Below are 26721 nucleotides of genomic sequence, written 5' to 3'. Positions count from 1 at the left end.
ATTGTCACTTCGTTTGAGAGGGGAAGGCCGAGCGGTGCTCGGCTAGGAGTTTTATGCTGCAATGAGTTCATCGGCAGGGCCGAAAATCTCGTAGTGGATACGATCCACTGAGACACCGGCCTTATACAGCCCATTGACGAGGGACTTAAGGAATGGCTTCGGTCCACAGAGGTAGAAATCCGAGGCGAGCATCGGTGTGTTTTGCCGTAACCAGTCAATCGTGATGAAGCCATCGTGGTCGTGAGACAGACCGACGGCGTCCTTTACTGAAGGCTCGCTATAGAAGGTTGTTACTGCAACACGGCCATGTTCGGTGGCAAGTGACCGAACATGCCGGTCCATTGCGTGGGTGGAACTGTTGAGAGCACCGTGAACAAAGTGTGCGCGAAGTTCCGGATAATCTTTGGCGATTGCCTCAAGCATGCTGACCATCGGAGTGAGGCCGACACCACCCGAAAGCAGCACAACGGGACGGGATGGCTCGTCTGGCAAGAAGAAATCGCCAGCTGGAGGTGTCACCTCCAGAACGGTGCCAACGTGTGCTTCATCGTGGAGATACCTTGAACCACCATCCCCGTTTGCTTCGCGCTTCACAGAAATCCGGTAGTATTCGTCGTTTGGTCCACAGGAGATCGAATAGTTGCGTTTCACATTGTTGCCATTCACAACAAGTTTGAATGTCAGGTACTGTCCGGGGCGATGCCTTATCACCTTGCCACCGTCAGTCGGGCGAAGAATGAATGACGTCACAATCTCACTTTCAGCCAGCTTCTCAGCTATCGTGAATGTACGCCAGCCATTCCAACCACCGCTCTGACTTTCAATGCTGTCGCGCAATTTGACTTCACGGGCCTTGAGGATATCGGCAAGGAACCAATATGCTTCACCCCAGGCATTCAAAATTCCAGGCGTTGCGGCCTCACCAAGAACATCACTGATCGCATCGAGAAGTGCGCGGGCGACATAGGGGTAATGTTCTGGAAGGATGTGATAACCGATGTGCTTGTGGGCAATCCGTTCAACAACCGGTGTCAGCACAGCTAGATTTTCAATGTTTTGCGCGTATCCAAGGATTGCAGCAGCAAGTGCATGCACCTGCGAGCCACCCTCGCCTTGGTTCGAATGATTGAACAAACTCTTTATGTGCTCGTCTTCAAACAGCCTGGCATACATACGTTTGGTAATTTCACTGCCACGTGCAGCCAAGGCTGGAACACTGGCTTTCACCAGTTCGATAGTCTGAGGCGAAAGTTGGTGGGACATTTTGTTTCCTTTCTGATTATGCGTTTTGGACTGGGCGTCGGTCGTAAAACTCGATCTTGAGTTTGACCGGGCCTGTTAAAGCGAGGCGGTGCGATGATATGGGTGGGATGATTGCAGGGGAGTCGGGCTCGATAACTCTCGAGATGCCCCCCTCGTGGTATTGGATGCTTCCTTCTTCGACGCGAATGAGGCCCCATGACCCCGCTTTAAGCGAATGGTCTCGAAGCAATGCAGCTGGTAGCGATACCTCATCAAACGACGCAGTGGTCTTGTAGGGAACCGGCCTGGCGACAGAAGCAGCCTCGTCCTCGTTCCTCGTCGTTGATGTGCCAAACAGTCCGAACGAGAACCTTGCTGCTATACGAACGGCCTTTGCTTGCATTTCCTGTGCAACTTGTGGCGCGAGAAGGTCGTCTGTCGTTTCTGCCCAAATTTCCAACCAACGATCAAACATGTCAGGTCGAAAAAGGTGGGAGTGGATAACGTGCATTGAGAGCGGATTGCCTTTGTACCGGCCGCTTGTGAGCATCAGTGACGACCAGAAATCCGTCAGTCGGACCATGTGCTCATCCCAGTCCCGCACGACAGAGAATGGAACTGAAAGGACCGGGTCAATTCGGACTTTCGCGTAAAAAACGGTCAAAACTTCTTTGATCTTGGCTTCCGTCAGATCTTTGTCCATGCGGCACCTTTAAACATGCAATTGACATACATCTATTCCATCTTTTGAAAACATGCTATTTGAATGCATGTTTTTGATCTTAGTCATTTTGACGCAGGTGCATGCATGAGACTTACACGCTACACCGACTACGCTATTCGCGTATTGATATACCTTGGTTCACGAGACACGGGATTGGGCTCAATTCGTGACGTTTCCAAAACCTTCGACATCTCGCAGAACCACTTGATGAAGATCGTGCAGGACCTCGCTGCCAATGGTTTTATTGAGGCTGTACGCGGTAGAAACGGCGGCATACGCCTTGCTCGTCCACCAGGCGACATCAACTTGGGAGAAGTTTTGAGGCATACTGAAGGACTTGATGAACTTCTGGAATGCTCAACGTGCATGATTGCTCCAGCATGCGGTCTTCCACCCCTATTGGCCGAGGCAACGAGAGCGTTCGTTAGCGTATTCGATAAATATACGGTCGCTGATCTGATTAGAAATAAGCAGCACCTACGAGCATTGCTTGCTCTGGCCTAGGACTTTTCAGCATCGCGAGAGCAACCTCAAACCTATGTATATCTCGCTTAAGATAAGCATTCCCAATTACTTTACCTATGCTGTAAGAGTTTTGGGATACGCACATGAGACATCGAAAAACAAAAATCGACGCATGCGAGGATAATCCTCACAAATCCATAGTTAGCTCCATCATTTTTCTTATGGTTATCCTTGCATCACTACTAGCGTTTCTCTTGTCGACAGCAAAAGCGCCTATGTTAAAGGTTTACGTTCCTATTAATCCCGCCATCGCTCTTTCTGAAAAAAACCTCCATCAGGAGTGACAGATAGTGAGCGAGACGAACGAGATGCTTCGATTGCCGCATAGTCACCGTCGCAACGTTTTTGCGGTGGTCTGCGCCGCCCGAGGCATGTCAGAGACTTGGAACGGCAAGCAAACTGCGGAGGCGCGAACGCGCTGCCATCGTTTCGGCAGCGCGTTCGTAAAGCTGACGAATTTCAAGCGGCCGTTTTGATCCAAGCCTCAAATGTTGTTTCGCCAACTTTATGGGATTTCACAGGGACCAACGAGGTAGCCTCTAATTTCGCCCCAAAATATTCAGCTTCTGGGTCTCCGACTACGGTGCGCTTATCCCCCTTGGAGGAAAGGTATGTTCCGATAAGTTTGTCGGTAGGGAACGCTTCAGGTCCTGCGACTTCAACAATTCCATTTAAAGGAACATTTACAGCAGCATCAGCGACAAATCCCGCAACATCGGCGCTGGCAATCGGCTGGATATATGCCGTTGAAACCGTCACAACATCATCCGAAGTGGAGGTGTATGCAATCGCATCCAAGAATTCGAGGAACTGCGTCGCTCGAACGATTGTGTAGGGAACTCCAGCGTTTTTGATGATCTCTTCTTGAGCGATCTTTGCACGGAAGTAGGCGTTCTCAGGCAGCCGCTCGATCCCTACGATTGACAAAAGCACGTAGTGCTTAACCCCCGCATGTTTAGCGAAACTGGTCGCGTTGGTGGATGACTTCGTGAAGAATTCCAACACAGCCTCTTCTTCGAAAGACGGGGAGTTTGTGACGTCGACTACGACCTCTGCATCCTTGATTGCCGCAGCAAGGCCCTCTCCTGTCACGGCGTCAATGCCGTTGCGTCTCGATGCGGCGACCACTTGGTGACCTGCCGCCTCCAGAATGCCCGATACTTTGGAACCAATGAGGCCGCTGCCTCCAATGATAACTACTTTCATCATATTCTCCCTATTTGGCATCGCCACTTGAGTAATCATGGCTAGATTTTTCCACATTTAAGCTTGCGTCAACTGCGCCTAGCTCCTGAATCGAGGGGTGAATTGTGAACAGTTAGTTCACCGTTCAAGACGCAGTTATCTGAGCACGAACGAGAGTTATCCGGCCTGCATCGACGAGAGAGCTTCATCCGTCGTCCAGAGACCATTCGCTATGAACCGGAAGTTTATCAACGCAGCGAGATAGCCGTCGCCTTCTGGGAACTTCGCTGCTGCGATGGCGTCACGTACAACAGCAACCTCGAAACCTTGCTCCAAGAGGTGGCGAAGGTGAGACTCAACACAGAGGTTCGCCGCCATCCCGGCTAGAATGACTTGGTTCACTCCGCGTTTTCCAAGTTGGAGAACGAGATCATTCGCTTGGGGACCGTAGAGTTTATGCGGCGAGCAAACCACCGTTTCGCCGTCTTCGATGTACTCGACGAATTCCGGCATCCACTCCGCACCGGAACCTTTGAAACCATCAAGGGTCAAAGGCCCGTTTCTGTCGAACATTCCAAGTTTGTGTTGCAGGATTTCGAGTGGTCCCTGCACTTCCCAGCGATGATCATGTGGATAGTAATAGTGAGGCGAAATCACCACCGGCATGCTAGCCGCTTTTGTGGCTTTGAAAAGTTTCACGAGGTTCGGAACCACGTTATGCTCGGTCACGCTTTCGCCCACGACGGGCCATGCCGGACTTCGTGGACTCATGAAGTCAACCTGCGGATCGATCACCACCAATGCGGCTCGCGAGACGTCCAGTTTCATACCAGGCTTCGGAAGAGAGGGATCGGTCGGATCGTTGTAAGCACTCAGGTCGGCTGAATTAGCATTTTGCCCAACACCGGTGGCTACGATTCCCACGGCAGCGGCACCAACGATTTTGGTCAAGAATGACCGTCTGCTTGTTACTTCGCAGGTTTTGCACATTGCAGTTTCTCCATCTGTAAGATCGCGCGATGCGGGAACATCCAGTTCCCGTAAGATTGATGGATTGGAGAATACGAACAAGTATACAGAGGTATTTCAGACTTCGACGACACCGAACTAGATACACGGATCGTCGCTATATCTCTTGGCCTTCGAATATTTTTTTCACAATGCATTTTCAGACCAAAGCGTATACCTGAAGATATCTTTGCGCCCTCCCACATATTTCGTAGCCGTTATTTGATGCGATTAAACATCGAGTGGAAAGGGTTACGACATGATCTCGGAGCGACTGAACTACGGTCAACATTCGCCTGAAACTATTAAAAAGCTTGGCGAAGCGACTTTTGCAGCGAAGCGTGGTTCGCTGGACAAACGGTTGACGCATCTCGCGGAAATACGCGCGTCTCAAATCAATGGCTGCGCTTTCTGCCTCGACATGCACATAAAGGAAGCGAGAATTTCAGGTGAAAGTGAACTCAGGCTGCATCACGTTGCGGCCTGGAAGGAATCCAAATTATTTGACGAGCGCGAGAGAGCAGTGTTGGGGTGGACTGAAGTCCTTACAAGGTTGCCAGCTGACGGTGTATCCGACGAACAGTTTGCTTTAATGAAAACCTTGTTTTCAGAAGCGGAAATCTCAGACCTGACGTTCGTTATTATGCTCATCAACGCATGGAACCGTGCAGGCATTGCTTTCAAAACTATCCCTGGGTCGGCAGACAAACTGTACGGTCTTGATAAGGCAAACTTGTACTAGTCGTCTTCCTGCTATTTGGCGCGCCAGCATCTGGCGCGCCTTGATCGGATACCGTTTGGTCAAGGATCAGGCGTAGTTAATTCGGTGTCGCCGGTATCGACGACAAAGACTGCCAAGATTTTAGCAGGTTTAGTGGTGCTGGCGTTGGCACTGACTTGATGATGATCCCCGGGTAGTTCGATCCAGTTTTCACCAGTTTTGAAAACCTTCTCCTCGCCACCGTTGATTTTGCTCTTAACCTCGCCTTCAATCACCGTAGCGTAGATAAAAGCGCTCCGCGCGTGCGTGTGCGACGGATTGTAACCACCTGGACCGTATTCAACGAGCACTCCGCGCAGGCTCTTTCCAGGTACGTTTGGAAGCTTCTGATCGAAAACAACAGACACCTTCGCATTGTGCGCTTTCTGTGCGGCTAACGTCGGCGTCACTAATGCGCTGACGACAATCCCAGCGGCGATAATTGCCTTGAACATGATCTCTTTCTCCTATCATAGCCAACAGCGGCATGGGCTTAAGCTATTGATGCTCGCACTAGATGAAGAGATATACGATGGTTTGCGGTTCCTACGTGTCAGAGAGCAGCCACTTCCAATACGGCATCGACAAAGTCTTCTGGCGCTTCTTGAGGAAGATTGTGTCCAACACCAGGAACTACGTGATGTACTCGCTTTGCCAAAAACTTCGCAGCTGATGCAGTTCCATCCGTTGCAGCAACTACCCCGTCAGCACCTCCATCAAGGGTCACCGTCGGGACTGTTATTGGTGGCTGCTTCGCGAGGCGAACCTCAATGTCTTCGTACAACTCGTATCCGGCCGCACCGCCGAGACGGTGGCGGTAAGAATGGATCACAACGTCGACGTAGTCGGCATTATTGAAAGATGTAGCGCTGCGTTCGAATGTCTCGTTTGTGAACCGCCATGTAGGAGAGTTCTCCCGCCACATGATGTTCGCGATTTCAGCCCTGTTTCGTTCAAGACCCCTTCGCCCACGCTCGGTCTGAAAATAGAACTGATACCAATATCCACGCTCTACCTTCGCGGAAAGTGGTTCAATTGCCTTCGATATGTTCTGAATCAGGTAGCCATTGACAGAAACCAGCCCGCTACAACGTTCCGGCCACAGGGCGGCAGCGACACATGCAGCGCGACCACCCCAGTCGTACCCAGCGAAAATTGCCCGATCTATTGAAAGGGCATCAAGCAAATGAATAAGGTCCGCACCAATAGCCGCTTGTTGGCCTGATCGTGGTGTTGAGGTATCAAGAAAAGACGTGGTTCCGTGCCCTCTGAGGTGCGGGACAATAACTCTATATCCCTGCCTTACCAATTCTGGTGCTACCTCACGATAGCTTTGCACGTCATACGGAAATCCATGCAAGAGAACGACAGTTGGTGATGCTTGCGCCCCCCCTTCATAATATCCGACGTTAAGTACACCGGCATCAATTTGCTTAATTACGTCGAACATTTCGACCTCGTTGTTTTGAGTTTTTCCAAACACTTCACCTGATAACGCTGATGTCTTCAGGCTGGAAATTGCTGCAAAGCCAATTACGAAAGCTCGTCGTTTCATATCATCGCCTTTCGAGCTGCGCTTGCGAACAACCCTGCCCGACGCTTCATCAATCTGAATTGTGAACGCTGGTTCGGTTCGAGTTTCTCGCTAGCAACAATACGGCGAAGGCGTTGGTGAAACGCCAGATATACGCTGGTTTACTCCCGGGCAGCCGCAATGCGCGCCTCTACAGCCCAGAGATGGCTACTGTTCCTGCGGCTATGAACTTGGAGAAGCGTCGGAATCTTGCAGAAACCATTGATCCAAACGCATGGACGACGTTGAATGTGGAGGATGCCACGCTCAATTTGGTGAAGACATCGACCAACTGCCCGCTTTGTGTCTCATCCTGTACGGCATAGCGCATCATCATCGCCGCACCTTATCCCATGTGAGGCGGCAGACCGCAGGGCTTGACTGGTATCGCAATCGACCCGTCAATGCGGAACAAATTGCCGACCGTCGCCAAAAGACACCTACATAGGGACGCCGTGCGTTGTATATCGCGAAAAAGTAGTGAGCCGTTTCGACACGGGTTGACGGAGAGCGCTTAATGACTGACCGTTACGCGCAATGGTCTGTTTACCCTGCTCACACGTCGACTGAAGTGTGGTCAGTCTATCTGTGGCGTTCGCCTCGGTGGCGAGCGCTTCCCAACCGTATCTCGCAATCAGCAGGGAAGTGGCCTGCGGCCATTCGAAAAAAGCATTCCCCGAATGCCGCAGGGAGACAATCATAAGGTGTTGTACCAAAGGTGTTCATCTACAATTCCAAATGAGTGAACAGTTGGGCGCACCCGACTCAAGCAAATCATGCGGGTTTTGGCGTCATACGTTCACGCATGAACGCCATGTACTCGGCCTCCGAGCTTTCGCGTCGCTTGTCGATCAGTGGCTTGATATCCTCGGTTGCCACATATCTGAGCTGGTTGGTGCCGTCAGTTGCAGCTTCGAAAATTACCTTTGCAACGTCTTCGCTCGTGGCCAAACCGCGAGCTTGGCGAAGTTCGTCAAACACAGCAGCCGCACCGGTGATAAAGAGTTCATAGTCGGGCGGCGTAGTTGTTGACGAGAATTCCTGCCCACTACGCTGACCGAACTTCGTCTCAAGAACACCACCTGGTTCAACGATTTTCACACCTATACCCAACGATGCCAGTTCGTAAGAAAGAGATTCTGAAAACCCTTCCAAGGCAAATTTTGATGCGTTGTACAAAGAGATCATCGGCAAACCGAAAACCCCTGCCCCAGAACTTACGTTAATGTAGAGGCCGGATCGGTTCGCGCGGAAGTGTGGGAGCGTCTCCCTAATAACGTCCATCATGCCGAAGACGTTTACGTCAAACTGTTCCTGAACTTTCTCTCTCGACGTACCTTCAAATACGCCAAACAATCCATAACCAGCATTGTTCACGACAACGTCAATCTGACCGAACCTCTTTATGCCCTCGGACACGGCGGACGTTATGCTGTCACGATTCTGAACATCGAGTTTCGTCACAAGCACGTTAGGATAGTCTCCACATGCTGCGGCTGGCGTTCTCATTGTCGCGACAACATTCCACCCATTGTCAGCAAACAAACATGCAGCGGCAGCACCAAAACCCGAGGAGCAACCAGTGATAAGAACTGTCTTGGTCATTTTAATCTCCATTTCGTTATTACGTCGACCATTTTAGCGAAATCCTTTTGATGCTATAAGCAGGACAATGTCGCATGAGCCATTGAGAGAATTCGAACAATGTCAGGAATGTCCCTTGCCGATTTGAGAGCGCTCTCTGTACTTGCCAGGACTGGGAGCTTCCGAGGTACCGCTAAAGAGCTAGAAGTGTCTGTTTCTTCGCTAAGCCATCAGGTCGCAAACGTGGAAAAACGCCTCGGCATTCGGCTGTTCAACCGTACAACCCGGAGTGTCTCAGTGACCGAAGCAGGTCAGGCATTACTCGAACGGGTGCGCCCTGCCCTCAACGAAATTGATGCGGCCTTGGAGGCTGTCGACCATTTGAGAGTTACTCCTTCAGGAACGATCCGGCTGAACACCTCGGAGGGAGGCGCGGAGCGGGTTCTGCCGCTCGTTGTCGATTTCCTCCGTACTTATCCCGATATAAAGGTCGATCTCGTTACCGATGGAAGACTGGTTGATATCGTAGCCGACGGCTTTGATGCCGGACTTCGTCTTCAGGAGATCGTGCCTAAAGATATGATCAGTATATCCTTGGGTCAGACTGAATCGTTCGTCCTTGTCGCCTCACCCAATTATCTGCGGGGTAAGACAACTCCAATGTCCCCCGGCGATCTTTTGCAGCATGAATGTGTCAGAGCCCGTCTTCCTAGCGGGTCACTAGTGACCTGGGAACTGGAGAAGAACGGAGAGTCGATCTCGGTTGATGTCAAAGGCCGCTTGATCGCTGGCAGTACCGAACTCAGCGTTCTGGCTGCACGCCAACACGCTGGAATCGCCTACGTCGCTCTCCGGTCAGTTCGCGACGATATAGATCGCGGTGATCTTCTTCAGCTGTTGCCCGAGTGGACGCCGCCGTATCCTGGTATCGCTCTTTTTTATCCCAGTCGAAAACTTCCATCTGCAGCGTTACGTGCCTTCATAGATCACACCATAACCTGGCGCAGACAGCATCAAGAATAAGAACCTGTATCAAGATGGGTCTCTTCACCTCGATTGTCTCGGCAATGTGAACGAAACCTTCGCGCCACGCTCTGTCTTGTCTACTGATACGCTTCCCCCATGCTTCTCGACAATGGTGCGGCAGATGGCAAGACCGCTGCTCAGTACCCTGTTGTTTCGTTGTGTAAAACGTGTCGAACAGCCGTGACAAATCGTCAATTCCGCCCGCTTCGTCTTCTACTGCAATACTGATTGTGTCCTAGGTACATTCGGAGGTCGCCCGAATTACCTGTCTCTCGACATCACTCTCGATCCCTGCCTCAAAGGCATTGCGAAACAAATTCATCAATACCTGCCGAATTTGGACCGGATCCGCTACCGCATGGGGTTCGCTTTTATCGAGATTTTGGACGATGATCGCACTTCGCGACAACTCCTCACCGGTGAGCAGCTGGCAAATATCGCGAATAATTGCATTTACGTTAGCGTGAGCCCGTTCTTGCTCGCCGAGTTGAAACATCGAGCGCATCCCTTTTACTATTTCGGACGACATTTGCGCATCGCGGTGGACGTTTTCGGCACTCAGCCTTGCTCTCTCGATTGTAGGAGGGTTGGCAGAAAGCCACCTGCAACATGCATCGGCATTTGCAGACATAGCAGCCAAAGGTTGGCTGAGTTCGTGGGTGATAGACGCGGAGACTTCGGCCATTGTAACTATTCTCGCGACACGTTCTAGGTCGCTGATCGAAGCCTTCCATTCGCTCAGACTTCGCGGTTTGGCCCTCGCAGTCGGTTATCAGACTCGCATTATCGGCTTAGAACTTTCGCTGTTCAGGCTCTTCACAGCAATTGTCTTTCACAGCGACTTCTCAGATCAAAATCAATTTTTGCATGTCTGAAAAAATGTAGCGATGGCGGGCGGGTTGCTTCAAGTGGCAGCATTCGGCGCTTGTTTCTTGAGTATCGACGGCATGCGCCAAAAGCGAAGCACATAAAGTGTTCAGTCGACCTAAGATGCATGGGTGTTCGGCAAAACAAACGATTATAAACGTGACTAACTCACTAGCTCGCGATATCGTCGGCGATCTCCATCGCTCTTGGGACGTGCGAATGCCTACGCCTATCGTGCTGACTGCTTTTTCAGCGCTCACAATCGGATTTACCTGCGGTTACTTTTGGAGAGTTTGGTCGAACAGGCGCGAACGCAAAATCGATAAGCATGCCCGTGCCATAGTTGAAGGAATGCCAGGACACGGTTGGTCCAACGATCCTGAAGGCAAGTTCATCTACGTTAGCCCTCCTGCGCTGCGATACTACGGACTTGAGGAAAGTTTCATAAAAATGAGCGGACATCATCCGGATCGGTTTCATGACGCTTACGCGGAGATGCTGTCGGAAATAATCCACCCAGACGACCTACAAGGTACGTTGGATCATTGGGGAACCACGCTAAAGACCGGAATGCCTGCAACCTATGAGTATCGCTTAAGGCGGCACGACGGTATCTATTTGTGGCACCGCCTAGCAGTACATCCCTCACGGGATCAAAACGGCAACATTATCGCGTGGTACGGCACCCAAATCGACATCGAAGACCAGAAAGTTGCAGAACTCGCGCTTCGAAAGCGCGAGCGAGAACTGCAGGTTTTAATTGACGCTTTGCCTGTTAACATCTGGTGCTGCGACCAGAACGGTCACGTTACACATTTCAGCAAGCGGCTACAGGATTTCTTTGGGTGTCAGTTGGATGACATACCGTTTGAGGATCGTCGGGTTAGCAGAGCGAATCCTGGCCTCATCCACCCCGACGATGCTGGTCTTGCAGAAGACCTTATAAATCACAGCTTAGCAACCGGTGAGCCCCTCTCCGGAAGGTATCGTATGCGTCGTAATGACGGTACATACCGCTGGACAGAGCAACGAGGCGAACTGTTACGTGATGCTGACGGAAATCCTGTCCAATGGTACGGTGTTGCAATCGACATTGATGACCTAAAACGAGAAGAGGACGACATCCGCTATCGCGAGCAAGAACTAAGGCTTCTTGTCGATGCTATACCGATGATGATCTGGACCGTGGGTAACGAGAAGGGCATCACATACTTCAATAGGCACCTGCTCGAATTTACCGGGATCGCTCCAGATACGGGCCACGATTTTCGCGGGATCGAGGCGACACAAGCAATGGCAGCACTCGTTCACCTAGATGACCTCCCTACCCTCGCCACGCTTTACGAAAAAAGCCCAGGACATGACAGCGTTGTCATGATGCGCTTTCGTCTTTTAAGAGCCGATGGGGTATATCGATGGGTGGAAGGACGTTACGCAGGGTTGACTGATGAAACGGGATTGCGCCAGTACGGCTTCCTGATCGATGTCGACGACGAAGTACGATCTCACGACACGTTGCGGTACATGGAGGAAAAACTAGGTGAAGCATCGAGAGCCGCCAGCCTGTCCGAACTTGCAGCCTCAATTGCACATGAGATCAATCAACCTCTTACAGCCGTGCTCTCTAATGCCGACGCTTGCCGCCGATGGCTTTCACGCGTTCCCCCAAACCACGAAAGAGCATTGTCTTCGGCTGACGCGATGGCGGACAATGCCAAGGATGCTGCTGAAATCGTCAGCAGTATTCGCGCACTTTTTCGCCGGACCCCAAGAGAGCGGGTGGTGGAAAGCCCAAACTTCCTCATCGAAGAGGTAACCAGAATAGTTGGGTTGAGTGCGGTAGGTAGTCGGATCGGCATAAAAGCAGATTTGAATACGGAGCTTCCTCCTGTCGCAATGGACCGGGTGCAAATCCAACAGGTACTTGTCAACCTTATTCGAAATGCTCTTGAAGCTGTTGATGCGACAAGTTTGAAAGCCACACCAATCATGGTTCGAAGCAACCTTCATGATAATAAAATCGTTATAGAGGTAATAGACGAAGGTGTCGGCCTACCTGTCGGCGAGAGAGTTACACAAGCGTTTTTCAGCACTAAGGAACGCGGCATGGGAATGGGATTGGCAATTTGTGAATCTATCATCGAAGCTCATGACGGCGAGCTTTGGCATAAACCTAATCTACCAAATGGAACGGTTTTCGGTTTTTCACTGCCTATTGCCAAGTGCGACCACGAAACAGTACAGGTTAGGCCAAACTAACAACTAACATCGTTTTTAGTTGCGGTCGAAGCCGCTTCCTAAGGGTTGCTGAATTCCATATTTCTTTAATGTGCTAATGTGCCTTGAAGGACACGTCATGGTAGTACAAGAGAACAGCATGCGCGAGCAAGCCCACCTCATCGGTGTTGTCGATGATGATCCCCGTGTCCTGAATGGGTTGCAACAGCTTTTAGAATCAGTAGGTTATGACGTTTTATCGTTCCAAAGCGCCAACGGTCTGCTCGCCAGCAACAACCTAGATAGTATAAACTGCGTGATCACTGATATCGGAATGCCGGAAGTCAACGGATTTGAACTGCGAGAAATACTCAGCCGCGAGCACCCTCAGTTACCCGTCATACTGATCACCGGACGATACGAATTGATCGAGAACTTGCCTCCGGAAAGCGACATGAGGATTCTTAGGAAGCCATTCGATAGCATCACTCTACTATCGACGATTTCAGACTGTTTAGCAGGAACGGGCCTCAGTTAGCTCGTGCAATTGAAGTCCTCAGCCAAGACATCCCAAGCACCAAATTACCTGACCTCTCGACAGAAATTCCCGCTATCGTCGGAGTAATCACTGCAATGCTAGACGTAACCGGCTTTGGATTCCAAGACGTATCTGCCCGCAACCACCCCATAATCTCGGTGATACTAAAAACTGGCCAATATGAGTTGACAGGAAATTTGCTCCCCTCCAGTAAGCTCGTCAAGCTGGAAAGGTGTTTGAAAGCTCTCGTTCGCTCGAATATATCTCTGGCTGCCTAGTTTTAGGCTTCAGGTAGATATCAAGCAATCCAAGGCTTAGCGATCAACGACTGCACGGAATGTTACTTCCACTAGTTGCTGCGGAAACGCTAGCCGACTAACGCCGATCAAATTGCTGGCAAGCTGCGGGACTTCAGAGCAATATATTTCCTTACGAACACTTGCCGCGGCTGGGAAAGCGGCGTCCACGTCAAGTACGTAGAGCGTTTCCTCAACAACATCCTCAAACGAGGCACCAAAACGCTCCAAAAGAAGCCGCGCGTTTTCGTAGGTTTGCCTGATTTGCGGCTCCATCGCATCATAAGAAACTGGCCTCCCAAATTCGTCGACATCAGCAGGCGCGACAAGGTTGCCAGCTGCATCATGGCTTAATTGGCCGGATATGTAGATAGTATCCTTCACCTTGACCGCTTGGGCATATCCAAATGCCTTTTCCCACGCCACTCCATGGTTTGCCACCTCAACGCCTCGATTTCCGATATTCGCCATTGCTAACTCTCTGATCTGCGGAAGCTACATTGAAGGATTATAAATTCCATGTGCCAACATCGTCTCGATGTTAGCCTCGGAGACTATGTCGCAGGAGACGAGATCCTCCGACACGAAAGTTCAGTAATCCCACCACACAGGAACATAACGGAATACGTCGCCCGCAACTGCGACGCGTCCGACAGAAGGGAACGGCAAATGTGTAGAGACAAGCCATGAACCACTCTCGGCTAATTCTCGCATAAGGCGAATCCTCACCTTGGTCGCCTCATCGGGATCATGCTCAAAACCATTGTGCCATTCAGGGTGATCAAATGACACGGGGAAAATGGCATCTCCGGCGAACATCAGACGCGCCTCACCAGAGGTAACACGCACGACGCTATGTCCGGGAGTATGCCCGCCGGTACGAGTGATCGTTACGCCTGGAGCAACGTCCGAATTCGTCTCAAAGCTCTGGATGCTGCTACGATACATGTCAAGGAATTCGAGGGAAGCACGGCGAGCCAAACCTGCAAGTTCTGGCGGCATTGCGGTGCGTGAGAAATCTGGCGATTTCCAGAATTCCACCTCGGCCGCCGAAACGTGTACTCGAAGATCGGAGCGAAGACATTCCTTCACCCCGTCCACCAGAAGCCCACCAACATGATCAAAATGCAGGTGCGTTAATACGATATCGGTCACAGATGCCAGATCAACTCCAGCTGCCTTCAAGCGATTGACGAACAGGCCTGCACGCGGAAAGTCGGGATATTGCTCTCCCAATCCACTGTCGATGAGTATCGTTTGGGACCCGCATCGTACCACAACAGCATTCAGCGCCCAGTCAAACGCATCGTTTGAAAGAAACCTCTCGTCAAGCCACGTATCGCGGCTTTCGGGATTTGCATTGGTGGCCATCGATTCTGCCGGTGGCGTCAGCACTCCGTCACTGATCACAATGACTTCAATGTCTCCGACGTTCACCGCGTAACGTGAAGGAACAAGTTCATCCAGCATTCGGCTTACACGATCTTTGTTATGCAAACCAATGTTGGTCTCTGGCTGAGCCGCCGTACCTACGTTCGACATAATGTGCTCCCAAGTGCGCTGAGTGTTTCACCGTGGTCTCAATGGCCACAACAGGACAGTAAAATCGACTTTCCTGACGGTCGAGATATCCGTAAGTTTACAGTGAGGCAGGTAATGCTTGCTGCTAGGTACAGGGCCATCTCTTGATGAAATAGAGCTTGCCAAAGGAGATTTGAGGCTGCCTTCGGAGCGGCATTTAAACGGGTATTTGGGTCGCCACCACAAAAAACTACCGAGAACGACCGCACAGCGGCAGATTCCGTATCACGTACCGAATAATTGTGACTACTGGCGAGACAGCTCTAGAAACAGTAATCTCGTCGCTTTAGCTTACGATTTGCGCTTCCAAATCCGCTGCAGCGTTTTTGTAACGGTCGAGGCCGAGTATTCGCTGTGCGTCACGGGTTTTCGACCACTCATCAAATGACGATGCACCGGTGCGATCAGAACGCACTGGAACAAGCGACAGTTTCTGCAATGGTGCTCCGAACCAAGTAGCGTTCGCATCTACAACAACGTTACGTGTGTCATTCGTGACAGCAAATGCCCGTTCAAGCCACAAACTAATACCAGCACGTTCGGGACCAGCTATCTGTACTGTTCTGTTACTTGGTTGTCCTAATGCAAGTTCGGCAATGATGCCGCCAACATTGTCCGCCGCGATTGGCTGAAGCATCGCATCCGGTGGACGGACCAACGCGCCTTTCGTGAAACCACCTGCGATTGTTGGCAAAAATTCAAAGAACTGCGTCGACTGAACGATTGTGAAAGGAACGCCAGACGACCGGGCTAAGTTCTCCTGCGCAAACTTTGCCTTGTAGTATGGATTTCCAAGAAGGTTTTCAACGCCGACAATAGACAGTGTGACATGGTGCCGAACACCCGCTTTACGTTCAGCTTTGGCAACATTCTCACCTGAAACCAGGAAAAACTCTCGTAGGGTGATTTCGTCGAAAGAATGAACATCTAATGTGTCAATTACAATGTCTGCTCCAGACAAGACGGCGTCCAATCCTTCCCCTGTTACTGTATCCACTCCTGAACGACGTGACGCCGCTGCGACCTCAACACCAAAGGATTTCAAGCGCTGGACTACGAGTGATCCGATCATGCCGCTACCACCCAAGACGACAGCTCTTGTGATTTTAGACATGTGTGTTCTCCTTCGACGACAGCGGTAAAATCACCCTCTATCACCCAATCAATCGTGCTTAGGGTGTTAACAATGCAACTCGTTATCGCAGCTTGCTCAGTTTCTTCTACGCATACTTGAGTATGTCTGTGATGCGGCGCGTGGCTGTTTATAAGTCTGTTATGTCTGACACGGAATCAGCGGCGTTATCATCGTGGTAAGTCGACTTGGCCGACCGCGGAGGTATGGCGGCAGGTAAGAATGTAGAAACGCGCCGAACTAGATCCGCATCTATTGGCGCTACATCAAGTGAGCCGCTCGCCATAGTAAACCATCGGATATCTTCAAGATATTTCACGACCACGTAAGCGTATCGGTGACGAGAGATCTGTTAAATTCAAAAAACGAAAGGACCATTTCGATGGCTCGTTTAAACTGGTACGAAGTCGCGCCAGACGGCGCAAAGGCTTTGCTCGGCGTTCACAATTACATTATGAAGAATACGAGTTTACCCGAAGAGCTTATTCACCTCGTTTTCCTCCGAGTATCCCAAATCAATGGTTGCGCCCATTGCATTGATATGCACGCTCGCGATCTACGTAAGACTATGTCGGTCGACAAGATTACGCTCATACCTGTTTGGGACGAGGTTCCACATATTTTCACCGATCAGCAACGAGCAGCTTTGGCTTGGGCCGAGGAAGTGACACGCGTCAGCGAAACTCATGTTTCAGATGAGGCCTATGCGGCAGTATCTGCGGCATTCGAGCCGAAAGACCTAGTCGACTTAACAATAACCATAGCCACCATGAATGCATTTAACCGGTTGGGTGTTCCCTTCCGCCTTCCGGTGTCGGCGTCAGCTTCCTAACACGCACTTTATGAGGCACGGCAATGCCGCTGAGCATACAGGCCGTGGCCGAAGTCTCCGAACGCCCCAACGGCGACGGGAGTTTGTTTGCGGCTAGCCGTATGTCGTGCCTTATCGAGAGGAGAAAACACAGTTCTGACGAAAGTTCTTAATTTGCGTCAACGAACCGTTTCGACGCGAAATTACCATCGGAAACAGTCTGAATCGAAGCCAAGCATCGACAGCCAGTATTCAGCGCCCTCCTCCAATCGACACGAGCTGGCTAAGGTAGACCCTCTGACGGACTCATCTGATGAGCTGGCGGAGCGTTTTTGCCTCTTCGATGGAAACTGCCCCGAATTCGCATATCGAAAACCGGGTTTACACATGTTCGATAAAGCATCAGCCAGCGCTCGGTACAGCCACATGGGTTCCGTCGGTCGTCAGGCGATATTTCGACATCTCCGCGGGAGTAAGATAATATAGCTGGTTTGGCGGGGTTTCCAGCGCATGGATCCACAAACCGGCGCCGATATCCATTTCGTCGAGATGTCGCGCGACACGCGCAGTGGTTGCCTGAGCGCTAGACATCGCTTGCTCCGGCGACGGGCGCTCGATGCTGCCATTGAACACCTGATGCACGCCCACTACGGCATCCTTTTCGGCCGATCTTGCCACGCCACCGGCAAATATGATTGGACAGGAGGAAGCGCAGAGCGCCTTTTCCGCAACCTTCGTGGCGATATTCCTCTCCCGGATCAGCTTGGACATCGCAATAGCGTCATCCACCGAACCTCCCGGTGAGTTCAAAGAGACCAATTTGATATATTCGCCACGAGCCTCCACCTCACTGGCAAACCGATCAGCAGCGCCGGGGTCGATGGTGCCCTCGGCACGGAGCACCCCACCGGAGACTAGATTAAACGTCATCGGCTTGCGCAAGACCTCTTCCGGGCTCGAGGGTTGTACCGGTGGCGAGCCAGGCGCTCCCGGCGCAGTCGTGGCGGGGAGAAAGGTCGGCAGGTTCGGCATTACTTCAAGCGCCGGTCGCGCCGCTTCGGCTGTGCTGATCTCCCGGAGGTCGATCACCAGAAAGGCGGCCGCCGCCGCGAGCAGCACGTAGAAGGCGCCGCGCATCAATAAACCATCGTCCATGCTGATAACGGCCTTAAGCGCGGATGATGGTTTCATGTCGCCGGACCTTTGCGCGGCGTCTTGTTGAGGCCGAGACTAGTGATGTTATTGACCTCCGTGTCGTCCGCGCTACCTTCAGTTTCTGCAATAACTTCTTCTGTCGACTTCACTTCCCTGGCCGACATTGATTCGGCGGAGATGGCCTTCTGCATTGCCAGTGTCTGCATCATTTCAGCCACGGTGATCCGTTCGGCAAGCGGCATCGTCTCAACTTGTCTGCGAATTGCACCATTCACCACGGCCAGAATGAACACCATGACACCTGGCAACAGGTCGATGGAAATGGCCCCTGCCCATGCGGGAATGAAATCCGAAGCATAACGCAGAACGGCTTCCGCCGATGAGAGCGGCACGAAACGCCGTTCGGCCACGGGAGCCCGCGAAAGAATCTCGTCGGCGGCTTCCGACAGCACTTTGGATTGCGCCGCAACTGAAGTTCGGATCGTCTCCATCACGCGGTCTTGGCGGCTGATCAGATCCTGTTCGCCGCCGTCTGGGATCGGAGCGATGAAACCCAGCGAAAGGTCGTCGGCAGCACGGCGGATAGATGGCGCAATCGAGGTTTGCCCCAGCGAGGCAATGACTCCGGTCAGCGCCACGACTTCTGATGAGAACTTGTCGGCGCGTGGTTCTACGATGCCGGGTGCAGAGACCAGACCACGCATTGTCTCGAGGCGTTTCTGGCCTTCGATAAACAGGGTTGAAACCTGCTCCCGCGAGGCATTGATCCCGTTTTCCAGTTCGCTTAGTTGCGACGACATCTGTGAAAGAAGTGACACGACGCTGCCAGACCCGGTGGTGCCGGTCAGTGCGCCCGACTGTCGTTCGGATGCTGCAAGCTGGGTGAAGCGCTCCTTAGCGCGTTGAATGTCTGGCAAAAGGCTCTGTGCTGCCAGCGCATTCTGATGCGCCTGGTCCAAATCTTCCGTGTAATCCTCGAGTGTTTCCGCCAGGTGCTGTTCAAGCGCCGCCGATCCTGCGAGAGCAGCGGCGTTCAACCAACTCGACATAGCCAAAATCATGACGCAGCCCAAAGCCATCACCGCAAGCATGGCAGTGCGGCTCGAACGGCCGGTGATGTGTGGAAAGAATCGCGCCATGTAGGACCAGAAGGCATAGATGCCGACGGATACTGAGGCGGAATAGATGATGGCGGCAAAAAATACTGCCGTCGGCGAACCGTCCAGAAGGGTGCGAACACCCAGATAGGTGTATACGCCGGAAGCGAGTGCAAGAACAGCAAGGGCGAAGCGTGTCATCGTTTCGACCGCCTCCAGGCTTTCCTGCAAGCGATGCGATGCGCCAAGCGCCATGGCCAATCTCCGGAAAAGGAATGTATTCCTTATACACTGACTTAAAATTCGGCGAATTCAAGGCTGATGGAATATGAGCCTTCCCTCGTGGACTAAGCTACAAATTTTCGGCTCTTAGTGCGCGCTAGCGCCTCCATTGGTGTTGATCACATGAATTTAAAGGACTGCCCGGCCAGTCAGTCCTGTCAAGCGATCGCCCGAGATGGACCCGAACTTGCAACACGCCAATCTTTCTGGACTTCTTTAATGTCGTCAGCGTGCGATAATACCGCACATCGAGCATTAGCAAGGCTTCACCCAGCCCATTCCACGATCCGCAAACCAGGAACGCGATCGAATTCGCGCCGGTTATTTGTCATCATGATCAATCCGCGAGAACGTGCATGCCCCCCGCGATCAGTTGGTCATACAGCCTAATAGGCGTTCCATCGCAAGCAAGCTCGGCACGCAATTGACCAGTATGGCTGGCCGCGATCTCATCGTAAGGCAAAACCACTAGCCGTGCTGCAAAACTTTCAACGACCATCAGATTGCCCCGTCGATTCGCGGATTTTTCCGCCGCGTAAATCAGGTCCATCAAGCTGACTGAGCTGATGCACAGCGGTCCGTGATGGAGGTCGTAGGCTTCTTGAACCTGGTTTGGCTTGTCCTTGATGGTATTTATACCGATATTGGTATCGAGCATCTATTTCAGCATCAGAAAGCATCACGCTCCTGCATCGCGGGTTGATCACGTTCAACCACGAAATCCGATGTAGCTTCTAGTCATCGGAACAGTGTCGGGAAGCGGTTTTTCACGATTGAGCAGGGCGAGTGCTTTTGAGATTTCATTCGAGCACCGTGCCAACCTGAGCACGCGCCCAACATCGAAAGTGTTGAGCTATACGACCATCACGTCTATCGCGAACGTTAGATATGTAAACGATGGCGCTATAAAGCGTCGATCCGTTCGATTTTCACACAATTCTATATCGTGTGCCCAAAATTTCCGCACGACTATCTTCAGGAATCTAATGTGGAGCCGTCATCTTACCCGCTCACACTTGCGGAAAACGCAAGGTTCAATTTGATGTGCAAACATAGGATTAACATAATTTCCGTCGAGAGCCTTCACACGCACCCACATAAATATTTATCGCGCACATAATTTAAATTTGACGCGCGTAAAATTATATGATCTTGATGCCGCTGCGGTCGATACCGGGGAGGGTCTGCCACTTCGGCCGCTAATCAAAAACAGGCCCGTGCCGAAAACGTTTCGGGAGGAAAGAATGATCCGCAATCGTATTTTGAAGTCTGTTTTCGCACTTGGCATGCTGTCCGTTGCAGCAGTTTCCGCACATGCGGAAGGTATCGGTGCTTCGCTTCTCACGCAGCAGCACCCCTTCTACATCGATCTCGCAAACGCGATGAAGGATGAGGCCAAGGCAAAGAATATTCCGCTGGAAGTGTCCATTGCCAACCAGGACCTCAGCAAGCAGCTTGCAGACGTTGAAGACTTCATCGTCAAGGGCGTAGATGTCATCGTTATTTCGCCGGTTGATAGCCAGGGCGTACTCGCCGCTATAAACAAGGCTGAAAAGGCTGGCATCAAGGTTATCACAGTTGACGTTCCTGCCAAGGATGCAAAAGTTACCTCGCACATCGGTACCGACAACTACACCGGTGGTGTCAAGGCTGGCGAACTGATGGCGAAAGAACTAGGCAACAAGGGCAACGTCGCAATTATCGACTACCCAACCGTTCAGTCGGTTGTGAATCGCGTTGAAGGCTTCAAGAAGGCTATTGCTGAACATCCGGACATGAAGATCGTATCGATCCAGACCGGCATCACGCGCGCTGAAGCCTTGGCTGTTGCACAGAACATGTTGCAGGCAAACCCTGACATCAATGGCATCTTCGGTTTCGGTGACGACGCGGCTCTCGCTGCTGCCGTTGCCGTAAAGGCTGCAAACCTTGAAAGCCAGGTCAAGGTCATCGGCTTCGACGGCATGGAAGAAGCCCGCAAGGCAGTTGATTCCAACCCAGTCATGGTCGGCGTTATCCAGCAGTTCCCTGACCAGATGGGCAAGGCAGCTGTAGACACAGCCGCCAAGGTCATTGCTGGCGAGGAAGTTCCTGCCGATCAGCCGATTGTACCTGGTGTTTACACCAAGAAGTAAGCCTCCCAAGGCTGGCTGACCCTTGTCTTCAGGGCAATTGGTCACGCCATTCAGCGGTCCCGCGCTTCCCCCCAATCTCCCTTTGCGTGGGACCGTTGAATACAATTACAAAAAAGAAGACGTAACAGGTTTGAGGAGACGCCGCATGGCAGACGTCGGCACGGACACTGTTCTCCAGATCAGCAATGTCACCAAAACATTCGGCACCGTTACGGCGCTGAAGGATATGCGGCTCAACGTCAGGCGTGGCCGTGTGCATACACTGCTGGGTGAAAACGGTGCAGGAAAATCAACGCTGATGAAGATTTTGGCCGGTGTTTACCAGCCGAGCTCCGGCGACATTCGTCTGGACAACCAGCCTTACCAGCCCGCAAACCCACAGGATGCGGCACGTTTGGGCCTGACCATCGTGTTTCAGGAACTGAGCCTGTGCAACAACCTCACCGTTGCTGAGAACATTCTGGCGACGCGTGAGCCAGCTTTTGCTGGCTTCATCAACGACCGGGCACTTGAAACCAAAGCGCGTGCCATCGTGAAGGAGCTTGGCCTGCCGATCGACGTGTCGGACAAGGTTGGCGACCTTTCGATTGCGCAAAGACAGCTCGTCGAGATTGCCAAAGGTCTCAGCATCGATGCCCGCGTGGTGGTGCTCGATGAACCGACCTCCTCCCTGAGCGACAGTGAAGCTGAAATTCTGTTTGGCATCGTCGAGAGGCTTAAGGCACAGGGTGTTGCCGTCATCTATATTTCGCATCGCATGGAAGAAATCATGCGACTGAGCGACGATATCACCGTCGTACGCGACGGCTGTTATATCACAACGCGCCAGCGTGAAGAGGCCACCATCGAAGAACTTATCGCACTTATGGTCGGTCGCACGATGGATGAGATTTACCCGCAGCGCGAAACCCCAGCTCCGGAAGCGTCGGTCGCTCCGATGCTTTCCGTTGAAGGCCTGGGTCGCGAAGACGAATTCGAAAACATCAATTTCGACGTGCGTCCAGGTGAAATTCTCGGTTTCTTTGGCCTGGTGGGATCCGGACGCTCAGAGGTCATGAACGCGCTTTTCGGCATGAAACTTTCGACGGGCACGGTTCGTCTGAACGGTGAAACCGTCAAGATCAACTCGGCGGTCTCGGCCATTGAACACGGCATCGGTTTCGTGACTGAAAACCGCAAGGAAGAAGGCCTGGTTCTCAGCCAGAGTGTGGAATCCAATATCAGCATGGCCGCGCTGCAAAGCTTTGCGGGCAAGTTCGGATTTCTGCGGCGGAAGGAAGAGCGCCGTTCCGCCAATGCGGAAGTGGCGCGCCTTTCCATCAAGACCGCATCACTGGAAACAACGGCGGGCTCTCTTTCCGGTGGCAACCAGCAGAAGATCGTTCTCGCGAAGTGGTTGCTTACCAAACCTAAGGTTCTGATCCTTGACGAACCAACACGTGGCGTCGATGTCGGCGCCAAATTCGAAATCTACAAGATTATTCGCCAGCTTGCGGCCGAGGGCACAGCTATCCTGCTGATCTCATCGGAATTGCCGGAAGTGCTGGGCATGAGCGATCGCGTCGTCGTGATGAACGAAGGCCGCATGATCGCAACTGCCAGCGGCGCAGATCTTAATCCTGAAACCATCATGACCTTCGCGACGGGGCACCAATCATGACCCAGACCAATTCTGTATCAGCCGCTTTTATGAAGATCATGAAGCAGTATGGCGGCATTCTTCTCGCGCTCATCATTTTGTGCGTTGTCTTTTCCTCTTATAATCAGCGGTTCATGTCGGTTGCCAACTTCATGAACATCCTGCAGCAGGTGGCAGTTATCGCCATCGCGGCCTTTGGCATGACCTGGGTCATTCTGCTCGGTGAAATCGACCTGTCTGTTGGCTCTATCATTGCCGTGGCCGGCATGGTCGGCGCGCAGTGTTTTGCCTTCGGCTTCGGTTTTTTCCCGGCCGTTCTGCTGACACTGTTTGCAGGCGCCATGATGGGCATGATCAACGGCACGCTGACGGCCAAGCTGCTGCTGCCATCCTTCATTGTAACCGTTGCGACAATGGGCATCTATCGCGGTCTCGTCAGCCTGCCGACCAATGGCGCGCCGGCAATGATCATGGATGAAAGCTGGACGGCGATTGGCGCCGACAGTTTCCTCGGTCTGCCGATCATTATCTGGATCGTAGTGGCACTCTTCCTGTTCAACCACATCCTGCTCAGCAAGACGACGTTCGGTCGCCGCGCTTATCTGATCGGCGGCAACAAGGAAGCAGCGCTTTATTCCGGCATTAAAGTTGATCGCATGAAGATCACCATCTTCATGATCTCCGGCATCATGGCCGCGATCTCCGGCATTCTTCTGTCGTCCCGCCTGTCATCAGCCCAGACCAACTCCGGTACAGGCGCTGAACTCGATGCGATTGCTGCAGCGGTTCTCGGCGGCACCAGCCTTGCTGGCGGCGTCGGAACCATGGTCGGCACGCTGATTGGTGCTTTGATCATCGGTGTGATGAACAACGGCATGAACATGCTGTCCGTGCCTTACTTCTACCAGCTCATCGCCAAGGGTCTGGTCATCCTCATTGCTGTCTGGCTCGACGTTCGCGCCAAGCAGGCAAAACGCTAATCCCGCATAAAAGACGATAACATGAGCAAGATACTGACCATCGGTGAAATCCTTGTCGAAATCATCGCGACAGATCGCGGAGACGGCTTTCGTGCGCCTGTTCCGCTGATCGGCCCCTTCCCTTCCGGTGCTCCTGCCATCTTCATTGATCAGGTGGGCAAGCTTGGCCAGCAATGCGCCATTATTTCGCGCGTCGGGGAAGACGATTTTGGTTATGTAAACCTCAACCGCCTCGAGGCAGACGGCGTTGATATCTCGGGTATCGAAGTCGATCCGCAGGGCACGACAGGCAGCGCCTTTGTGCGCTACCGTGAAGACGGAAGCCGGGCATTCGTGTTCAACATTCGCCACAGCGCATGTGGCCAGATCAGCCTCAACGACAAAACGCGGGCTCTGCTGGACGAATGCACCCATCTGCACGTCATGGGCACAGCCCTATACGCTCCAAGCGTGGTTGAAACCATTCTGGCAGCCATCGAGAGCATCAAGGCAAAGGGCGGAACTGTATCGTTCGATCCAAACCTCCGCCCTGAAATTCTGGGCAGCCCAGGCATGCGTGAAGCACTGACAACGGTTCTGTCAAAGACTGACCTCTTCCTGCCAAGCGGCGAAGAGCTGTTCCTGTTTGCCAATGCCAAAACCGAACAGGAGGCAGTAGCGGAACTTCTGTCGAGCGGCATCAAGGCCATTGTCCTGAAACGCGGTGAAAAAGGCGCGACTTATTTCGACGCACAGCAGACCATTTCGCAGCCCGGCTTTGAAGTCAAGGAAGTTGATCCAACCGGTGCTGGCGACAGCTTTGGTGCGACATTCGTCACCTTCTGGCTGGCTGGGAAAGAACCATCGGCAGCGCTCACGCTGGCCAATGCCTCCGGTGCCCGTGCGGTTACCAAAACAGGACCAATGGAAGGCGCCTCCACGCAGGCTGAGCTAGAAGACTTCATAGCGAATACGGCAAGGAAACAAGCATAATGAGCCAGAACCCACTTCTCGATATCGCCAAGTGGAAAGATCGTACCGGTCCTCGCGGCATTCCATCCATCTGCTCGGCCCACCCGCTGGTTATCGAAGCTTCGATGCTGCACGCACTGAAAGATGGCAATTACCTCCTGATTGAAGCGACCTGTAATCAGGTCAACCAGGATGGTGGTTACACGGGCATGACACCGGCAGATTTTCGCACCTTTGTCGAAAAGATTGCTGCAAACACTGGATTTCCATTGGAAAAACTGATCCTAGGTGGCGATCACCTTGGTCCTAACCCATGGAAAAACCTGGCTGCATCCGAGGCCATGGAAAAGGCACGGGTGATGATTGCAGCCTTTGCCAAGGCGGGCTTCACCAAACTTCATCTGGACACCAGCATGGGCTGCGCCGGTGAACCTGTTGCCCTTCCAGATGCAATTACTGCCGAACGCGCCGCAAACCTAGCGGCCGTTGCTGAAGCTGCCATCAGTGGTGATAACGGCATCAAACCGGTCTACATAATCGGCACAGAGGTGCCAATTCCAGGCGGAGCCATGGAAGAATTGGAGACGCTTGAGGTCACCTCACCGCAGGCAGCACTCGAAACTGTCAACATTCATCGTCAGGCATTTATCGATGCAGGCGTGGAAGAGGCATTTTCACGCGCCATTGGCGCGGTCGTGCAGCCGGGTGTCGAGTTCGGCAACCACAATGTCATTCCGTATATTTCGGAGGCAGCCCGCGACCTGAGTGCGACACTTGCAGACATGCCAGGTTTTGTCTTCGAAGCGCATTCCACCGACTACCAGACACAGGAGGCACTGTCTTCGCTGGTCAATGACGGGTTTGCCATTTTGAAGGTGGGGCCCGGCCTTACCTTCGCCCTGCGGGAAGCATTCTACGGCCTAGACCGCATCGCCGCATTTCTGTTTCCTGGCAAGCGCAAGGAAAGCCTCATTGAGGTTATCGAGCGTGTGCTGACAGCAGATCCGAAAAACTGGGAAAAATACTACCACGGCACAGCAGACGAACAGCGTCTGCAGCGCCACTTCAGCTACAGCGACCGCATTCGTTATTACTGGCCAAATCCTGAAATTACTCCTGCAATCAATGCGTTGTTTGCTCTGCTTGATGGAGTGGAAATTCCGGAGACGCTTATCAGCCAGTACCTTCAGGGAAGTTATGAACGGGTTCGCGACGGCAAGGTGCGCCCTTACGCACATGACCTTTCCATTGCTGCAGTTGACGCCGTTCTGGATATTTATTTCAAGGCATGCCGCTCTTAAGGAGCGGCACAAAGCTTATCGTGTAAAATCAATCCGGCAGATTGATCGTCCCCTTGCGGGGAGGTAGATGTAAAAATTCAATCGATTTATGCCGGATTGACGAATGGGGAAT

The 26721-nt window shown here is 52.3% G+C and carries 26 protein-coding genes; 11 read left to right on the top strand and 15 right to left on the bottom strand.

The annotated features are described in order from the left end of the window. Positions 1-51 precede the first annotated feature (51 nt). Together hmpA and M2418_RS12815 are read right to left on the bottom strand one after the other, a co-directional pair. Complete coding sequence (gene hmpA / locus M2418_RS12820) at positions 52-1263, bottom strand: NO-inducible flavohemoprotein (RefSeq protein ID WP_259146950.1); 1212 nt, start codon at positions 1261-1263, stop codon at positions 52-54. 16 nt (positions 1264-1279) lie between these two features. Beyond that, the gene (locus M2418_RS12815; RefSeq protein ID WP_259146948.1) at positions 1280-1945 is read right to left on the bottom strand and encodes a DUF1971 domain-containing protein; all 666 of its coding nucleotides are present in this window, start codon (positions 1943-1945) and stop codon (positions 1280-1282) included. Between the two features lie 105 nt (positions 1946-2050). On the opposite strand from M2418_RS12815, the gene M2418_RS12810 reads away from it, so the two are divergent. After that, complete coding sequence (locus M2418_RS12810) at positions 2051-2470, top strand: Rrf2 family transcriptional regulator (RefSeq protein ID WP_250985309.1); 420 nt, start codon at positions 2051-2053, stop codon at positions 2468-2470. A 480-nt stretch (positions 2471-2950) separates the two neighbouring features. Here M2418_RS12810 and M2418_RS12805 read toward each other — a convergent pair whose 3' ends face one another. Beyond that, positions 2951-3697 carry an SDR family oxidoreductase gene (locus M2418_RS12805; protein WP_259147381.1) on the bottom strand — a complete coding sequence of 249 codons (747 nt, stop codon included), beginning with the start codon at positions 3695-3697 and terminating at the stop codon, positions 2951-2953. A 156-nt stretch (positions 3698-3853) separates the two neighbouring features. Then, the gene (locus M2418_RS12800) at positions 3854-4627 is read right to left on the bottom strand and encodes an isochorismatase family cysteine hydrolase (protein WP_310503203.1); all 774 of its coding nucleotides are present in this window, start codon (positions 4625-4627) and stop codon (positions 3854-3856) included. A 319-nt stretch (positions 4628-4946) separates the two neighbouring features. On the opposite strand from M2418_RS12800, the gene M2418_RS12795 reads away from it, so the two are divergent. Then, positions 4947-5426: a carboxymuconolactone decarboxylase family protein gene (locus M2418_RS12795; protein ID WP_250985358.1), complete on the top strand. Its 480-nt coding sequence runs from the start codon at positions 4947-4949 to the stop codon at positions 5424-5426. A gap of 59 nt (positions 5427-5485) precedes the next feature. Here the strand turns inward: M2418_RS12795 and M2418_RS12790 are convergent, their stop codons facing one another. The 3 genes from M2418_RS12790 to M2418_RS12780 form a co-directional block, all read right to left on the bottom strand. Next, positions 5486-5899 carry a cupin domain-containing protein gene (locus M2418_RS12790; protein WP_250985308.1) on the bottom strand — a complete coding sequence of 138 codons (414 nt, stop codon included), beginning with the start codon at positions 5897-5899 and terminating at the stop codon, positions 5486-5488. Between the two features lie 98 nt (positions 5900-5997). Continuing rightward, the gene (locus M2418_RS12785; protein WP_259147377.1) at positions 5998-6894 is read right to left on the bottom strand and encodes an alpha/beta fold hydrolase; all 897 of its coding nucleotides are present in this window, start codon (positions 6892-6894) and stop codon (positions 5998-6000) included. A gap of 897 nt (positions 6895-7791) precedes the next feature. Then, a complete protein-coding gene (locus M2418_RS12780) occupies positions 7792-8622 on the bottom strand; it encodes an SDR family oxidoreductase (RefSeq protein ID WP_259146944.1) in 831 nt (276 codons plus the stop codon). 99 nt (positions 8623-8721) lie between these two features. Here M2418_RS12780 and M2418_RS12775 point away from each other — a divergent pair, with 99 nt between their 5' ends. Further along, complete coding sequence (locus tag M2418_RS12775; protein ID WP_310503202.1) at positions 8722-9624, top strand: LysR family transcriptional regulator; 903 nt, start codon at positions 8722-8724, stop codon at positions 9622-9624. A 24-nt stretch (positions 9625-9648) separates the two neighbouring features. Here the strand turns inward: M2418_RS12775 and M2418_RS25765 are convergent, their stop codons facing one another. Beyond that, complete coding sequence (locus M2418_RS25765) at positions 9649-9822, bottom strand: ATP-binding protein (RefSeq protein ID WP_352230595.1); 174 nt, start codon at positions 9820-9822, stop codon at positions 9649-9651. A gap of 40 nt (positions 9823-9862) precedes the next feature. Next, entirely contained in the window at positions 9863-10312 is a 450-nt protein-coding gene (locus M2418_RS12770; RefSeq protein ID WP_259146941.1) for a histidine kinase dimerization/phospho-acceptor domain-containing protein, read from the bottom strand. A gap of 401 nt (positions 10313-10713) precedes the next feature. Here M2418_RS12770 and M2418_RS12765 point away from each other — a divergent pair, with 401 nt between their 5' ends. Beyond that, positions 10714-12753: a PAS domain-containing protein gene (locus tag M2418_RS12765; RefSeq protein ID WP_250985304.1), complete on the top strand. Its 2040-nt coding sequence runs from the start codon at positions 10714-10716 to the stop codon at positions 12751-12753. 97 nt (positions 12754-12850) lie between these two features. Continuing rightward, on the top strand, positions 12851-13249 hold the full coding sequence (locus M2418_RS12760; RefSeq protein WP_259146938.1) for a response regulator transcription factor: 399 nt from the start codon (positions 12851-12853) through the stop codon (positions 13247-13249). 314 nt (positions 13250-13563) lie between these two features. On the opposite strand, the gene M2418_RS12755 is transcribed toward M2418_RS12760, so the two are convergent. The 3 genes from M2418_RS12755 to M2418_RS12745 form a co-directional block, all read right to left on the bottom strand. Further along, the gene (locus M2418_RS12755) at positions 13564-14016 is read right to left on the bottom strand and encodes a Rid family hydrolase (RefSeq protein ID WP_250985302.1); all 453 of its coding nucleotides are present in this window, start codon (positions 14014-14016) and stop codon (positions 13564-13566) included. 120 nt (positions 14017-14136) lie between these two features. After that, positions 14137-15087, bottom strand: coding sequence for an MBL fold metallo-hydrolase (locus M2418_RS12750; RefSeq protein WP_405049415.1), 951 nt, complete (start codon positions 15085-15087; stop codon positions 14137-14139). A 325-nt stretch (positions 15088-15412) separates the two neighbouring features. Then, positions 15413-16240, bottom strand: coding sequence for an SDR family oxidoreductase (locus tag M2418_RS12745; RefSeq protein WP_259146935.1), 828 nt, complete (start codon positions 16238-16240; stop codon positions 15413-15415). 400 nt (positions 16241-16640) lie between these two features. Here M2418_RS12745 and M2418_RS12740 point away from each other — a divergent pair, with 400 nt between their 5' ends. Further along, positions 16641-17090, top strand: coding sequence for a carboxymuconolactone decarboxylase family protein (locus M2418_RS12740; protein ID WP_250985300.1), 450 nt, complete (start codon positions 16641-16643; stop codon positions 17088-17090). Positions 17091-17471: 381 nt separating this feature from the next. Here M2418_RS12740 and M2418_RS12735 read toward each other — a convergent pair whose 3' ends face one another. The 3 genes from M2418_RS12735 to M2418_RS12725 all read right to left on the bottom strand — a co-directional run bounded on the left by M2418_RS12735 (position 17472) and on the right by M2418_RS12725 (position 20261). After that, positions 17472-18260, bottom strand: coding sequence for a hypothetical protein (locus tag M2418_RS12735; RefSeq protein ID WP_259146933.1), 789 nt, complete (start codon positions 18258-18260; stop codon positions 17472-17474). Beyond that, a complete protein-coding gene (locus tag M2418_RS12730) occupies positions 18257-19576 on the bottom strand; it encodes a hypothetical protein (protein ID WP_259146931.1) in 1320 nt (439 codons plus the stop codon). The genes M2418_RS12735 and M2418_RS12730 overlap by 4 nt, the downstream gene beginning before the upstream one ends. A 364-nt stretch (positions 19577-19940) precedes the next feature. Beyond that, positions 19941-20261 carry a PIN domain-containing protein gene (locus M2418_RS12725; protein WP_405049414.1) on the bottom strand — a complete coding sequence of 107 codons (321 nt, stop codon included), beginning with the start codon at positions 20259-20261 and terminating at the stop codon, positions 19941-19943. Between the two features lie 586 nt (positions 20262-20847). Between M2418_RS12725 and M2418_RS12720 the strand changes: the two genes are divergently transcribed. From M2418_RS12720 to M2418_RS12700, 5 genes are all read left to right on the top strand, one after another. Then, positions 20848-21738, top strand: a complete 891-nt coding sequence (locus M2418_RS12720) for a substrate-binding domain-containing protein (RefSeq protein ID WP_259146929.1) — start codon at positions 20848-20850, stop codon at positions 21736-21738. Positions 21739-21883: 145 nt separating this feature from the next. Beyond that, positions 21884-23398 carry a sugar ABC transporter ATP-binding protein gene (locus M2418_RS12715; RefSeq protein ID WP_259146927.1) on the top strand — a complete coding sequence of 505 codons (1515 nt, stop codon included), beginning with the start codon at positions 21884-21886 and terminating at the stop codon, positions 23396-23398. Then, the gene (locus M2418_RS12710) at positions 23395-24357 is read left to right on the top strand and encodes an ABC transporter permease (protein ID WP_259146925.1); all 963 of its coding nucleotides are present in this window, start codon (positions 23395-23397) and stop codon (positions 24355-24357) included. The genes M2418_RS12715 and M2418_RS12710 overlap by 4 nt, the downstream gene beginning before the upstream one ends. A gap of 21 nt (positions 24358-24378) precedes the next feature. Further along, a complete protein-coding gene (locus tag M2418_RS12705) occupies positions 24379-25329 on the top strand; it encodes a sugar kinase (protein ID WP_259146923.1) in 951 nt (316 codons plus the stop codon). Further along, the gene (locus M2418_RS12700) at positions 25329-26609 is read left to right on the top strand and encodes a D-tagatose-bisphosphate aldolase, class II, non-catalytic subunit (RefSeq protein ID WP_250985294.1); all 1281 of its coding nucleotides are present in this window, start codon (positions 25329-25331) and stop codon (positions 26607-26609) included. The genes M2418_RS12705 and M2418_RS12700 overlap by 1 nt, the downstream gene beginning before the upstream one ends. The last annotated feature ends 112 nt before the right edge of the window (positions 26610-26721 follow it).

Source organism: Rhizobium sp. BIGb0125 (assembly GCF_024810055.1).
Taxonomy (GTDB): Bacteria; Pseudomonadota; Alphaproteobacteria; order Rhizobiales; family Rhizobiaceae; genus Agrobacterium.
Note: the sequence above shows the minus strand (reverse complement) of the source record. Positions and strands in the feature narration are given on the sequence as shown.